Source organism: Roseateles sp. P1_C6 (assembly GCF_056406315.1).
Map to the genome: position 1 here is coordinate 338,242 of NZ_JBFUAK010000006.1, position 12,767 is coordinate 351,008.

Genomic DNA, 12,767 nt, shown 5'->3' on the forward strand with positions numbered 1-12,767 from the left:
CGTCTGATCGGTCTTGCAGACCGCGCTGCGGCTCGCGCCGCAGCCCTTCGGCAGGCACAGCGCGCCCACTGGGCGCACTGTGTCCGGCCTCAGCCCCCGAGGGGACGGCGATGCTTGAGGCATCGAGCCGCAAGCACATCGCCCAAGGCGAGCCGGCTTGGGAGCGGCCCGGCGCTCGGCCCGCGGATCGTCATTCGCGAGTACCGTGCAGGGATGACTGGCATAGCCGCCCACGCCGAGATCGAGCTGAAGTTCCTGGTGCCGGCGGCATCGCGTGCGGCGCTGGCGGCGGAGCTGGCCGGGCGCGGCACGGTGCGGCGTGCGGGCCTGACGGCCGCCTATCTCGACACGCCCGACCAGCGCCTGGCCCGCGCGGGCCTGGCCTGGCGGCTGCGCCGCGAGGGCGGGCGCTGGGTGCAGGCGTTGAAGGCCGCCGGCCCCGGCGCGCTGGACCGCTTTGAACACGAGGTTCTGCGGCCCGACGCGACGCCCGACCCCGCCGCCCACGCCGAGACCGAGCAGGGCCGCGAGCTGAGCCGGCTGCTGGCCGAGGCGCACGAGGACGGTGTCGAAGCCGGCGTGCGCTTCCAGACCCAGGTGCGGCGGCTGGCGCGGCGCGTGCGCACGCGCGGCGCGGTCGTCGAGGTCGCGCTGGACGAAGGCCGCGTGCTGGCCGGCGACGCGGTGCTGCGCCTGCGCGAGGTCGAGTTCGAGCTGGTGTCCGGTTCGGTCTTGGCCATGCTGGCCCTCGTCGAGCGCTGGCGCCAGCGCTTCGGCCTCATCCTGGACCCGCGCAGCAAGGCCGAGCGCGGCCATGCGCTGGCCAGCGGCCGACCCGATGCGCCGCTGCGCAAGGCCAAGGCGCCGCGCTATGCCAAGGACGCCGAGCCAACCCAGGCCTTCGGCGCCGTGCTGGATGAATGCCTGGCGCAGGTCACCCGCAACACCGTCGCGCTGGCCGAAGGCGACCCGGCGCGGCGTGCCGGCCATGTGCACCAGTGCCGCGTCGGCATCCGGCGGCTGCGCAGCGCGCTGCGCGCTTTCCAGGGCTGGGTGGTCGAGCCGCCGGCAGAGCTGGTCGATGGCCTGCGCGCGCTGTTCGCGGCGCTGGGCACCATGCGCGACAGCGATGTGCTGAGCAGCGGTGTGGCGGCCGAGCTCGCACGGGCCGGCGCGCCGCCGCTGGTTCAGCCGGCCGACGCCAGCGCTGCCGACCCCGCGGCGCTGGCGCGTGCCGGCGACACGCAGCGCCTGCTGCTGGCCTGGATCGCCTGGCGTGCCGCGCTGGCGCCGCCGGAGCCGCCGCCCGCGGACACGCTCAAGCGGCTGGCCCGCCAGCGCTTGCGCCGCTGGCACAAGCGCCTGGCGGCCGCCGGCCAGGCGGTCGACGAACTCGACGAACCCGGCGTGCATGCGCTGCGCAAGCGCGTGAAGCGCCAGCGCTATGCGCTCGAATTCTTCGTGCCGCTGCTGCCGCGCAAGGCCTACGCCCGCCATCTGCAGGCGCTGGCCGCAGCGCAGCAGAACCTGGGCGAGTTCAACGACCTCGTCGTCGCCCGCGACGGCTACCAGGCGCGCGTGGCCAGCGACCCGGCGGCCTGGTTTGCCGTCGGCTGGCTGACGGCCCGCATCGCGCAGGCGCGCGACCGGGCGCGTGACGAACTGGGCCGCCTGGCCGCACTGCCGCCGCTGGCCCCCTGACAAGTCCTGCGGCTGAGACATTTGTTGCTGTCGGCGACAGGTGGCGACGCCTAAACTGGCTGGCCCTGCACCGCATGAGCTGCTTGCCATGAAGTCTTTGCGCCTGACGCTGACCGCTCTCGTTGCCGCCGCGCTGGCCGCGCCGGTACCGCTGGTATGGGCCCAGTCCCAGGCTGAGCCCGAGGCCCGGGTCATCGTGCGCTTCAAACCCCAGGCCGACAGCGTGCGCGCCAAGGCGCTGAACGTGCGGGCGACGCGCGGCGAGACACGCGAGATCGCGCAGACCCGCGCGACCGGCCTGGGCCTGCGCACCGGCCACGCGCTGCGCGCCGGGCTGAGCCTGGACGAGCGCACCCATGTCGTCATGGCGCGCGGCATGACGGGCGCGCAGCTCGCCCAGCGGCTGGCGGCAGACCCGGAAGTCGAACTGGCCGTCGTGGACCAGCGCCGCAAGCATCTGATGCTGCCCAATGACCCGCTGTTCGGTGGCGCGGCCGTGAACCCCGAGACGGTGTCCGGCGGCATCCCCGCGCGCGTCATCGATCAGTGGTACCTGAAGGCGCCCAGCAGCACGCCGGGCCAGGTCGTCTCCAGCATCAATGCGCCAGCGGCCTGGGACCTGACGACCGGTGTCGCCACGGTCGTCGTCGCCGTGCTGGACACCGGCGTGCGCATGGATCACCCCGACCTGACGGGTCAGTTCGTTGCCGGCTACGACATGATCGGCTACGGCAGCCCCGGCAACCAGTCCACGGCCATCGCCAATGACGGCGACGGCCATGACGCCGACCCCTCCGACCCCGGCGACTGGGTCAGCTCGGCCGATGTGTCCGGCGGCGCCTTGGGCAGCGGCTGCGACAGCAGCGACATCAGCAACAGCTCGTGGCACGGCACGCGCGTGTCGGGCCTGATCGGCGCGCTCAGCAACAACGGCGTGGGCATGGCCGGCGTCGGCTGGAACCTGAAGATCCAGCCCGTGCGCGTGCTCGGCAAGTGTGGCGGCTACGACAGCGACATCATGGCCGGCATGCGCTGGGCCGCCGGCATCGCCGTGCCAGGCCTGCCCGACAACGCCAACAAGGCCAAGGTGCTCAACCTCAGCCTGGGCGGTAGCGGCGGCTGCGGCACGACCGGCACCGGCGGTCTGTACCGCGACACCATCGCCAAGGTCAACGCGGCCGGTGCCACCGTCGTCGTCGCGGCCGGCAACTCCGAAGGCCAGGCCGTGGGCCTGCCGGGCAACTGCCCCGGCGTCATCGCGGTGGCGGCACTGCGCCACGTCGGCACCAAGGTCGGCTTCTCCAGCATCGGCCCCGAGGTGACGATTGCGGCCCCCGGCGGCAACTGCATCAACATCGCCGCCGGCCAGCCCTGCCTCTACCCGATGGTCAGCACGACCAACCGCGGCACGACGACGCCGATCGCGGCCGATGCCGCCTACACCGGCAGCAATGCCTCGGTGGGCACCAGCTTCTCGGCGCCCATCGTCAGCGGCATCGTCGGCCTCATGGCCTCCGTGCGGCCGGGCCTGACGTCGACCGAGGCGACGCAGATCCTCAAGCTCACGGCGCGCGCCTTCCCGACCAGCGGCGGCAGCGCCGGCGTGCCGGCCTGCGCAGCCCCCGGTGCCGCCGCGCAGGACGAGTGTTATTGCACGACCAGCACCTGCGGCGCCGGCATGGTGGATGCCTTCGCTGCGGTGACGGCGGCCAAGGCGCTGGGCAGCGCGACGGTCACCGTCACGCAGTCGCCCGTCAGCGGCCTGACGGCCGGCCAGACGCTGACGCTGACCGCCGCGGCCAGCGGCCTGACCAGCGGGCGCACGGTGGCGTCGACCGCCTGGGCCATCGTCGACGGCGGCGGCATCGTCACCGCCTTTGCGTCCGGCGCCAGCACGGCGACGGCCACCATCACACCGACGGCGGCCGGCACCTTCATCGTGCGCGCCGACGTGACCGACAACCTCGGCCTGGTCTACAGCCAGACGGCCACGGTCAGCGTTGCCGCGGCGCCGGTCGTGACGCCGCCGGCCACGTCGGGCGGCGGGGGTGGGGGTGCCGTCAGCGTCGCCTGGCTGGCGGCGCTGCTGCTGGCAGCGCTCAGCTTGACGCCGCGGAAGCGGCTGGCGCGGCAGCGCTGCAAGCCCTGAAGCCGGCGGCCAGCGCCGGGTCCTTGCTGGCCTTGAGCTTGCCGGCGACCAGGCCGTCCGCCTGCGCAATGACCAGCGTGTGGCGCGACTGCGCCGCCTTCAGCGCCAGCACTCGCAAGCCCTTGAGGCCGCGCTTGTCCATCGCGGCGGCTTCCGCATTGGCCTCGGCCTGGGTCGGGTGCTTGCTCAGCACGAAAGCCGGCTGCTCGGCGGGCAGGCCCTCCAGCGGCTCGAAATTGAGGCGCAGCTGCTTGTAGGTGGCTTCCTTGCGGGCGCGGAACTCGGGGTCGGCGAGCTTGATCGTCGCGACCACCCACAGGCCGGCCTGCTCGCTGCTGCGCACCTGGGCGTCGGCGCCCGCGGCCTTCAGCGCGGCCTGGGCGGCGGTCAGCGCCGCATCGCCTTCCAGCGGGCCCAGCTCCAGGCAGCTGCGCTGCGCCAGCGCCGCGACGGCACTGGCCGCCAGCGGCTGGATGCGCTCCGGGTTCTGCTGGCCCGTGACGCGCTGCGGCTCGCGGCCGCCCTCGGCGGGCAGGCCCGTGACGGCGTCCAGCCAGCCGCGCGACCACGTGAAGAAGAGGGCGTTCACCACCAGCAGCACCAGCACGACCACGCGCATCACAGGCTTTTCTCCAGTCTCAGGCTCAGTTCGCCGCCGCTCATCGTCTGGACGCCGGCGGCGGTTTCCAGCAGCAGTTCACCACGCGGGCTGACGCCGCGCGCGATGCCCGGCTGCTCGCCCACACGCACGCGCTGGCCCGCGGCCAGGTCGCGACGCGCGAACGCGGCCTGCCAGGGCGCGAAGCCCAGCGTCTGGAAGTCGGCCAGCATCGCACGCAGCGCGGGGGCCAGGCGGTCCAGCGTGGCGCCGGCCGTCGCGGCCGGGTCCAGCGCCTGCAGCGCCGCATGGCCGCTGGCGAAGGCGCTGCGGTCAACGCCGGGCGGCAGCGGGCGCAGGTTGATGCCGATGCCGATGACGACGCCGCGCCGTTGATCGGGCAGCGGCACCGTCTCGATGAGGATGCCGCCCAGCTTGGCGCCGTCCAGGAACAAGTCGTTGGGCCATTTCAGGCGGATGCGCTCAGCGCCTGCGTCCAGCGCGTCCGCCACCGTGCAGCCGACGGCCAGCGACAGGCCGGCCAGATCCAGCTCGGCCGGCAGCGTCAGCGCGACGGAGAAGGTCAGCGCCGCGTCATCCGACTGCCACGCGCGCCCGAGGCGGCCGCGGCCGGCGGTCTGGCGGTCGGCCGAGACCAGCAAGGGCCCGCCGCCATCACGCAGGTGGTTGAGCGCCTCGGTGTTGGTCGAGCCGCATTCGGCGAGATGGCGCCGCTCCATCGGGTCAGCGACGCTTGGGCGCCAGCATCGTGCCGCGGCAGGTCAGCGCGCCGCACCAGCAGGCGAACTGCTTCTTGACCTTGGCCGTGTGGCGCTCGTCCAGCACCAGGCCGTAGTCGTAGAACAGCTCCTCGCCCGGCTCCAGGTCGCGCAGCGCCTGGATGAAGACGCGGCCGTCGACCTCGTCGGCCTCGCAGTTGGGCTCGCAGGCATGGTTGATCCAGCGCGCGTCGTTGCCGCCGTACAGCGCGTCGATGACCAGGCCGCCGTCCAGGTGGAAGTAGAAGGTGTGGTTGGGCTGGGCCGGGTCGTGCGGGTGGCGGTCCACGGCCTCTTCCCAGGTGATGCGCTCGCCGGTGTACTCGATGATGCGCGCGCCGGCGGCGATGGGCGCCGCGGCGTAGACACCGCGGCCATGCACGCCGGAATCACGGACTTCGATCTTGCGGCGTGGGGTTTTTGGCGTCATCGGCGCTGTGGTACGGTGATTTCATGGGTGCGCGTGTGCGTAGGCGTGCGCGCGAGGCCCGGATTGTAGGCAGGGGATTTTGAGTTCCCTGCCCCGACGCAAGACCTTGAGAAAGACCGATGAGCAAGACTCTGATCATTGCCGAGAAGCCCAGCGTCGCCCAGGACATCGTCCGGGCGCTGACCCCTGTGGCGGGCAAGTTCGACAAGCACGACGACCACTTCGAGAACGAGCAGTACGTCGTCAGCTCCGCCGTCGGCCACCTGGTCGAGATCGCGGCGCCGGAGGAATTCGACGTCAAGCGCGGCAAGTGGAGCTTCAACAACTTGCCCGTCATCCCGCCGCATTTCGACCTCAACCCCATCGACAAGAACAAGGGCCGGCTGAACGCGCTGACCAAGCTGATCCGCCGCAAGGACGTGACGGCGCTGATCAACGCCTGCGACGCGGGCCGCGAGGGCGAGCTGATCTTCCGGCTCATCCAGCAATACGCCGAGCCCAAGGCCGCCAAGGGCAAGGTCGACAAGCCGGTGCGCCGCCTGTGGCTGCAGTCCATGACGCCGGCCGCCATCCGCGACGGCTTCGAGAAGCTGCGCAGCGACGAGCAGATGCTGCCGCTGGCCGATGCCGCGCGCTGCCGCTCCGAGGCCGACTGGCTGGTGGGCATCAACGGCACGCGGGCCATGACGGCCTTCAACTCGCGCGACGGCGGCTTCTTCCTGACCACCGTGGGTCGTGTGCAGACGCCCACGCTGTCCATCGTCGTCGAGCGGGAAGAGAAGATCCGCAAGCATGTGTCCCGCGACTACTGGGAGCTGCGCGCCAACTTCGACGCCCAGGCCGGCCAGTACGAAGGCAAGTGGTTCGACCCCGCGTGGAAGAAGAACGACGACCTGGAGCGCCGCGCCGACCGCCTGTGGACGCAAGCCGAAGCCGACGAGATCGCCAAGGCGGTGCTCGGCAAGCCGGCCAAGGTGACGGAAGAGAGCAAGCCCAGCACCACCAGCTGTGGCGCGCTGTACGACCTGACGACGCTGCAGCGCGAGGCCAACTCGCGCTTCGGCTTCTCGGCCAAGACGACGCTGTCCATCGCCCAGGCGCTGTACGAGAAGCACAAGGTGCTGACCTACCCGCGGACGGACTCGCGCTTCCTGCCCGAAGACTACCTGGCCGTGGCCCAGGACACGGCCAAGATGCTGGCGACGGAAGACCTGCCCGGCCCGCTGGGTGCGCTGTCCCAGCACGCGGCCAAGGCGCTGAAGGAGGGCTACATCAAGCCCACCAAGAAGGTCTTCGACAACGCCAAGGTGTCGGACCACTTCGCGATCATCCCGACGCTGCAGGCGCCCAAGGCGCTGACCGAGATCGAGGCCAAGCTGTACGACATGGTCGTCAAGCGCTTCCTGGGCGTGTTCTTCCCGCCGGCCGAGTTCCTGGTCACGACCCGCATCAGCAAGGTCGACGACAAGCACCATTTCCAGACCAACGGCAAGGTGCTGGTCAAGCCGGGCTGGCTGGCCGTCTACGGCAAGGACGTGGACGACGAGGACGCCAACCTGGTGCCCGTGCAGCCGGGCGAGGTCGTGCGCACCGAGAGCGTCGATGTCAAGGCGCTGCAGACCAAGCCGCCCGCGCGCTACACGGAAGCGACGCTGCTGAGCGCGATGGAAGGTGCCGGCAAGCTCATCGACGACGACGAGCTGCGCGAGGCCATGGCCGAGAAGGGCCTGGGCACGCCGGCCACGCGCGCGGCCACCATCGAAGGCCTGATCACCGAGAAGTACATGCTGCGTGAAGGCCGCGAGCTGATCCCGACGGCCAAGGCCTTCCAGCTGATGACGCTGCTGCGCGGCCTGGAGGTGGAAGACCTGACCAAGCCCGAGCTGACCGGCGACTGGGAAAGCAAGCTGGCCCAGATGGAAAAGGGCAAGCTGCCGCGCGACGTCTTCATGGCCGAGATCGCGGCCATGACCGAGAAGATGGTCGCCAAGGCCAAGGGCTATGACCGCGACACCATCCCCGGCGACTACGCGACGCTGAAGACGCCCTGCCCCAAGTGCGGCGGTGTCGTGAAGGAGAACTACCGCCGCTTCACCTGCACCGGCAAGAGCGGTGACGGCTCGGACGCCTGCGGCTTCTCCATCGGCAAGATCCCGGGCGGGCGCAGCTTCGAGCTGGCCGAGGTGGAGACCTTCCTGGCGAACAAGAAGATCGGCCCCTTGGAAGGCTTCCGCTCCAAGGCGGGTTGGCCGTTCACGGCCGAGCTGGCGCTGGTCTACGACGAAGAGATCGCCAACTGGAAGCTGGAGTTCGACTTCGGCGAGGACGCCAAGAAGGCTGAGGGCGATGGCGAGCCGGTGGATTTCTCCGGCCAGACCTCTCTCGGGCCCTGCCCCAAATGCGCGGGCCACGTCTACGAGCACGGCGCCAACTACGTCTGCGAGCACTCGGTGGGCGCCAACGTGACCTGTGACTTCAAGACCGGCAAGGTCATCCTGACCCAGCCGATCGAGCCGGCGCAGGTCGAGAAGCTGCTGAGCACGGGCAAGACCGACCTGCTGGAGAACTTCGTCTCCAACAAGACGCGCCGCAAGTTCAAGGCCTTCCTGGCCTACGACAAGAAGGAAGGCAAGGTCATCTTCGAGTTCGAGCCGCGCGCCGCCAAGCCGGGTGCCAAGGCCGCGCCCGCCAAGAAGGCTCCGGCCAAGAAGGCGGCCGCCAAGGGGTGAACGTGAGCCTGCGCTGGGTGCGCCGGCTGCTGGCCGGCCTTGCCTGCGGCGCCGCCGGCCTGGCCGCGGCGCAACCCGCGCCGGTCGCCTTCGTGCACGTCAACGTGTTGACGATGGTGGCCGAGCAGCCGCTGCTGGACCGCACGGTGATCGTGCGCGACGGCCGCATCGAGGCCATTGGTGGCGCCGAGCTGGCCCTCCCCGACGGCACACGCCGCATCGACGGCGAGGGTCGCGCCTGGCTGTCGCCGGGCCTGGCCGACATGCACATGCATTCGGACGTTGCCGAAGACCTCGCCGTCTACCTCAGCCATGGCGTGACGACCGTGCTCAACCTGGGCGGCGCGCGCAGCCGCTTCATGCAGCGCACGCTGCCCGCGGCCAACCGCGGCGCCATTGCCGCGCCGCAGGTGTTTGCGGCCTTCGTCGTCGACGGTGCCCCCGACTACGGCCATTTCCAGGTCCGCACGCCGGATGACGCACGGGCCGTCGTGGGGCTGGCACGCGCCAACGGCTACCGCTTCATCAAGGCCTACAACAACCTCATGCCCGAGGTCTTCCTGGCGCTGGCCGAAGAGGGCCGGCGCCTGGGCGTACCGCTGGTGGGTCATGCCGTCACCCGGGTCGGCCTGGTGGGCCAGCTGGGCGCGGGCCAGGCCGCCATTGCCCACCTGGAAGAGTTCTTCTACGCGTTCTTCTGGCCGCGCGGCACCGAGCAGACCGATGCGCCGCCGCCCGACTCCGCCATCGCGGCGGCGGTCGATCTGATGCGCCGCCACCCCGGTGCGGCCGTCGTGGCCGACCTCGGCACCTATGCCGCCATCGCCGGCCAGATCGGCCACCCCGAGGTCGTCGCCGCCCACCTGGCTGACCCCGACGTCGCGACGCTGGCGCCGGCCGACCGCCTGGCGTGGCGCCAGAGCGGCTATGTCAACAAGAGCGCCAGGCTGCAGGCCCGGCTGGCCTTCCTGGGCCGCTTTGCCAAGGCGCTGGCCGATGCCGGCGTGCCGCTGCTGGCCGGCACCGACGCGCCGACCATCCCGGGCGTGTTCCCCGGCCGCGCGCTGCTGGACGACCTCGACCGGCTGGAGCAGGCCGGCCTGAGCCGCTACCAGGCCTTGTCGACAGCGACGCGCCAGCCCGGCGATTTCATGCACGATCGCCTGGGCGGCACGCCCTTCGGCCGCGTCGTGCCCGGTGCGCGCGCGGACCTGCTGCTGACCGAGGCCAATCCGCTCGACGGCTTGGCCACGTTGCGCCGCCCGCTGGGCGTCATGGTGGGCGGCCAGTGGCGCGATGCGGCCGCGCTGCAAGCGCTGCGCGTCGACGTCGCGCGTCGCTACGAAGCCGCGGCGGCCCGTTGACTGGACTTATGCTCACCGCATGACGGACCGACGCAGGCCGGAGCGGGAGGGCAGCCGATGTCATTGGCGCCAATGAGCATGGGCATACAGACACGCCTGACGGCCGGCATCGCGCTGGTCGCCAGCCTGCTCGTGCTGGCGGTCGGCTGGTACTGGACCTCGCACGAGGAGGACGAGTTGATGCAGGGCCTGCGCCAGCGCGAGACGCGCATGGCCGGCCTCATCGAGCGCGGCTTCGCCGGCCCGATCTGGAACCTGGACCACGTCGCCATCGAGAACCTGCTCGACGCCGTCATGGCCGACCCCGAGGTGCACGCCATCGAGCTGCAAGGACTGGGCCTGCGCGGCGGCCAGGCCAAGCGGGAACGCGCCGAACCGGCCAGCGGCCCGCTGCAGCGCGGGTTCGCCATCACCTACCAGCCGGCGGCGGACGCGCCCGGCACCCAGGTCGCATCGGCCGTGCTGACCTTCACGCGCGACCTCGTCGACGAGCAGATCCGGCGCACCCGCCTGTTTGTCGTCGAGCTGCTGGCCGTCGTCGTCGTGGGCATCGTCATCGCCAGCTCTCTGCTGGTGCACTGGCTGGTGCGCCGGCCGGTGGCGCGGTTAGGGTCGCTGGCACAGCGCGTCGCCAAGGGCGACCTCGGTGCGCAGGAGAAGGTCGAACGCGCCGACGAGATCGGCGAGCTGACGACGCGTTTCAACGCCATGAGCCTGAAGCTGCGCAGCGCGGCCGACCAGGTGCAGCTCAGCTCGCAGGGCCTGCGTGCCAGCGAGGCGCGCTACCGCAGCCTGTTCGAGAACGCGACGGAGGGCATCTTCCAGGCCGACGCCGACGGCCGCGTGCTGAGCATGAACCGCGCCTTCACGCAGATGCTGGGCCTGGGCTCGCAAAGCCCGGTGGGCCGGCGGCTGCGCGAGGTCACCGGCATCGCCCGCGAGGAGATGCTGCGCGTCGCGACCATCATGAACGAGCAGGGCAAGGTGCAGCAGGCCCAGCTGCAGCTGCGCGGTGCGGGCGGACGGCCGCTGTGGGTGGAGCTGAGCGCGCATTGGGTGGACGCCGAGGCCGGCCAGCGCCGCATCGAGGGCATGGTCAGCGACATCTCGCTGCGCCGCCAGGCCGAGGCCGAGCTGACCCGACACCGCGACCACCTCGAAGAGCTGGTCGCCGAGCGCACGACCGAGCTGCGCGAGGCCACGGCCCGGGCCGAGGCGGCCAACCATGCCAAGGGGCGGTTCCTGGCGACCATGAGTCATGAGTTCCGCACGCCGCTGAACGCCATCCTCGGCTTCACGCAGCTGATGCAGATGGACGCTGCCGTGCCCCCGCCGCAGCAGACCCGGCTGCAGCTGATGCGCGACTCGGGCCTGCACCTGCTGGAGCTGATCAACGACGTGCTGGACATGGCCAGCATCGAGGCCGGCAAGGTCGTGCTGAAGCCCGCGCCGGCCGACCTGCGCGCGCTGCTGGACATGGCTTGCGACAGCGTGCGACTGCGCGCCGAGCAGAAGAACCTGAGCTTTGCCATCGACGTCGACCCGCGCCTGCCGGTGCAGGTGCTCGTCGACGGCCAGCGCCTGCGCCAGGTGCTGCTGAACCTGCTGTCCAACGCGGTCAAGTTCACCGACAGCGGCACGGTCAGCCTCGCGGCCAGCGTCATCGAGCCGCCGCTGAACGGCCAGGTGCGGTTGCGCTTCGAGGTGACCGACAGCGGCATCGGCATGACGCCGGCGCAGCAGGCGCGCCTCTTCCAGGCCTTCGAGCAGGTCTCCGACGCATCGCGCCACCTGGGCGGCACGGGCCTGGGCCTGTCCATCAGCCAGCAGCTGGTGCGGCTGATGGGCAGCCAGATCCTGGTGCAGAGCACCGCCGGGCAGGGCAGCAGCTTTGTTTTCGAGTTGCGGGTGGCTGTGGCGTGACAACATCCTTGCGGGCCGAGCGCCGGGCCGCTCCCAAGCCAGCCCGCGTTCAGCGCGGCGGGGCTGGGCGAGGGGCCTCATGACCTGGGCCATCGCCGCGAAGTTGCTGGCCATCCTCGTGGCCGTCGCCATCGGCTGGGCTGTCGGCCGCATGCGCTGGCTGGGCGGCGGCGAGGCCGGCAGCGACAGTGACCCGGCTCGCGTGCTGGCCAACGCGGCCTTCTACATCTTCGTGCCGGCGCTGCTGTTCCGCACCACGGCGCGGCTGGACACCGCGGCGCTGCCCTGGGCCTTCCTGGGCGCGTTCTTCGTGCCGGTGCTGGTGTTGATCGCGCTGCTGTACGTGGTGCAGCGCTGGCGCCGCCAGCCGCAGGACGCTGTCGTCGTGCCCAGCGTCAAGGCCATCACCGCGGGCTTCGGCAACACGCTGCAGGTCGGCCTGCCGGTGGCGGCCGGCGTGTTCGGCGAGCAGGGTCTGGCGCTGCACATCGCCGTGGTCAGCCTGCATGCGCTGTGCATCCTGACGCTGCTGACCACGCTGGTCGAACTGGACCTGGCGCGCGAGCGCAGTGCCGGCCACCTGGGCGCCACGCTGTTGCAGACGGTGCGCAACACCGTCATCCACCCGGTCGTGCTGCCGGTGCTGGCCGGCCTGGCCTGGAACGCTACCGGCCTGGGGCTGCCGGCCGTGGCCGACGAGGCGCTGCAGAGCCTGGGCACGGCCGTCGTGCCGCTGTGCCTGACGCTGATCGGCATGTCGCTGGCCTACTACGGCTGGCCGAGCACCTGGCGCGGCCTGGCCGGGTTGGTCGCCACCAAGCTGCTGCTGATGCCGGCGGTCGTGTTCGTCGTCGGGCATTGGGGGCTGGGGCTGAACGGCATGCCGCTGGCCGTCATCGTCATGCTGGCGGCGTTGCCGACCGGCTCCAACGCGCTGATCTTTGCGCAGCGCTACCGCGCGCTGGAGGCCGAGGTGACGGCTGCCACCGTCGTCTCCACCGGGCTCTACGTCGCCACCGCACCGCTGTGGCTGGCGCTGCTGGCCTGGGTGTCGCCATGGACCGTGCCCTGACTCCCGGCACTTCTGCGCGCGC

9 protein-coding genes are annotated in these 12,767 nt (G+C 71.4%); 6 read left to right on the plus strand and 3 right to left on the minus strand.

The genetic code is table 11. The annotated features are described in order from the left end of the window. Window positions 1-213: 213 nt before the first annotated feature. Window positions 214-1,701, plus strand: a complete 1,488-nt coding sequence (locus AC1D29_RS15670; RefSeq protein WP_477898953.1) for a CYTH and CHAD domain-containing protein — start codon at window positions 214-216, stop codon at window positions 1,699-1,701. A gap of 88 nt (window positions 1,702-1,789) precedes the next feature. Next, the gene (locus AC1D29_RS15675; protein ID WP_477898955.1) at window positions 1,790-3,850 is read left to right on the plus strand and encodes a S8 family serine peptidase; all 2,061 of its coding nucleotides are present in this window, start codon (window positions 1,790-1,792) and stop codon (window positions 3,848-3,850) included. On the opposite strand, the gene AC1D29_RS15680 is transcribed toward AC1D29_RS15675, so the two are convergent. From AC1D29_RS15680 to AC1D29_RS15690, 3 genes are read right to left on the minus strand one after another with little or no spacing between them, the layout of a single operon-like run. Next, on the minus strand, window positions 3,801-4,469 hold the full coding sequence (locus AC1D29_RS15680; RefSeq protein WP_477898957.1) for a hypothetical protein: 669 nt from the start codon (window positions 4,467-4,469) through the stop codon (window positions 3,801-3,803). The genes AC1D29_RS15675 and AC1D29_RS15680 overlap by 50 nt on opposite strands. Beyond that, window positions 4,469-5,188: a biotin--[acetyl-CoA-carboxylase] ligase gene (locus AC1D29_RS15685; protein WP_477898959.1), complete on the minus strand. Its 720-nt coding sequence runs from the start codon at window positions 5,186-5,188 to the stop codon at window positions 4,469-4,471. Before AC1D29_RS15685 ends, AC1D29_RS15680 begins: the two co-directional genes overlap by 1 nt. 4 nt (window positions 5,189-5,192) lie before the next feature. Continuing rightward, entirely contained in the window at window positions 5,193-5,657 is a 465-nt protein-coding gene (locus AC1D29_RS15690) for an SET domain-containing protein (RefSeq protein WP_477898961.1), read from the minus strand. A 119-nt stretch (window positions 5,658-5,776) separates the two neighbouring features. Between AC1D29_RS15690 and AC1D29_RS15695 the strand changes: the two genes are divergently transcribed. From AC1D29_RS15695 to AC1D29_RS15710, 4 genes are all read left to right on the plus strand, one after another. Further along, entirely contained in the window at window positions 5,777-8,386 is a 2,610-nt protein-coding gene (locus AC1D29_RS15695) for a DNA topoisomerase III (protein WP_477898963.1), read from the plus strand. Between the two features lie 2 nt (window positions 8,387-8,388). Beyond that, window positions 8,389-9,750 (plus strand): amidohydrolase family protein, encoded by a 1,362-nt coding sequence (locus tag AC1D29_RS15700; protein WP_477898965.1) that lies wholly within the window; start codon window positions 8,389-8,391, stop codon window positions 9,748-9,750. A 57-nt stretch (window positions 9,751-9,807) separates the two neighbouring features. After that, window positions 9,808-11,673 carry an ATP-binding protein gene (locus AC1D29_RS15705; RefSeq protein ID WP_477898967.1) on the plus strand — a complete coding sequence of 622 codons (1,866 nt, stop codon included), beginning with the start codon at window positions 9,808-9,810 and terminating at the stop codon, window positions 11,671-11,673. Window positions 11,674-11,752: 79 nt separating this feature from the next. After that, the gene (locus AC1D29_RS15710) at window positions 11,753-12,745 is read left to right on the plus strand and encodes an AEC family transporter (RefSeq protein WP_477898969.1); all 993 of its coding nucleotides are present in this window, start codon (window positions 11,753-11,755) and stop codon (window positions 12,743-12,745) included. The last annotated feature ends 22 nt before the right edge of the window (window positions 12,746-12,767 follow it).

Coding starts and splice junctions, on each gene's coding strand:
- AC1D29_RS15670 (WP_477898953.1), top strand. CDS start 214: ATGACTGGCATAGCCGCCCACGCCGAGATCGAGCTGAAGTTCCTGGTG.
- AC1D29_RS15675 (WP_477898955.1), top strand. CDS start 1,790: ATGAAGTCTTTGCGCCTGACGCTGACCGCTCTCGTTGCCGCCGCGCTG.
- AC1D29_RS15680 (WP_477898957.1), bottom strand. CDS start 4,469: ATGCGCGTGGTCGTGCTGGTGCTGCTGGTGGTGAACGCCCTCTTCTTC.
- AC1D29_RS15685 (WP_477898959.1), bottom strand. CDS start 5,188: ATGGAGCGGCGCCATCTCGCCGAATGCGGCTCGACCAACACCGAGGCG.
- AC1D29_RS15690 (WP_477898961.1), bottom strand. CDS start 5,657: ATGACGCCAAAAACCCCACGCCGCAAGATCGAAGTCCGTGATTCCGGC.
- AC1D29_RS15695 (WP_477898963.1), top strand. CDS start 5,777: ATGAGCAAGACTCTGATCATTGCCGAGAAGCCCAGCGTCGCCCAGGAC.
- AC1D29_RS15705 (WP_477898967.1), top strand. CDS start 9,808: ATGTCATTGGCGCCAATGAGCATGGGCATACAGACACGCCTGACGGCC.
- AC1D29_RS15710 (WP_477898969.1), top strand. CDS start 11,753: ATGACCTGGGCCATCGCCGCGAAGTTGCTGGCCATCCTCGTGGCCGTC.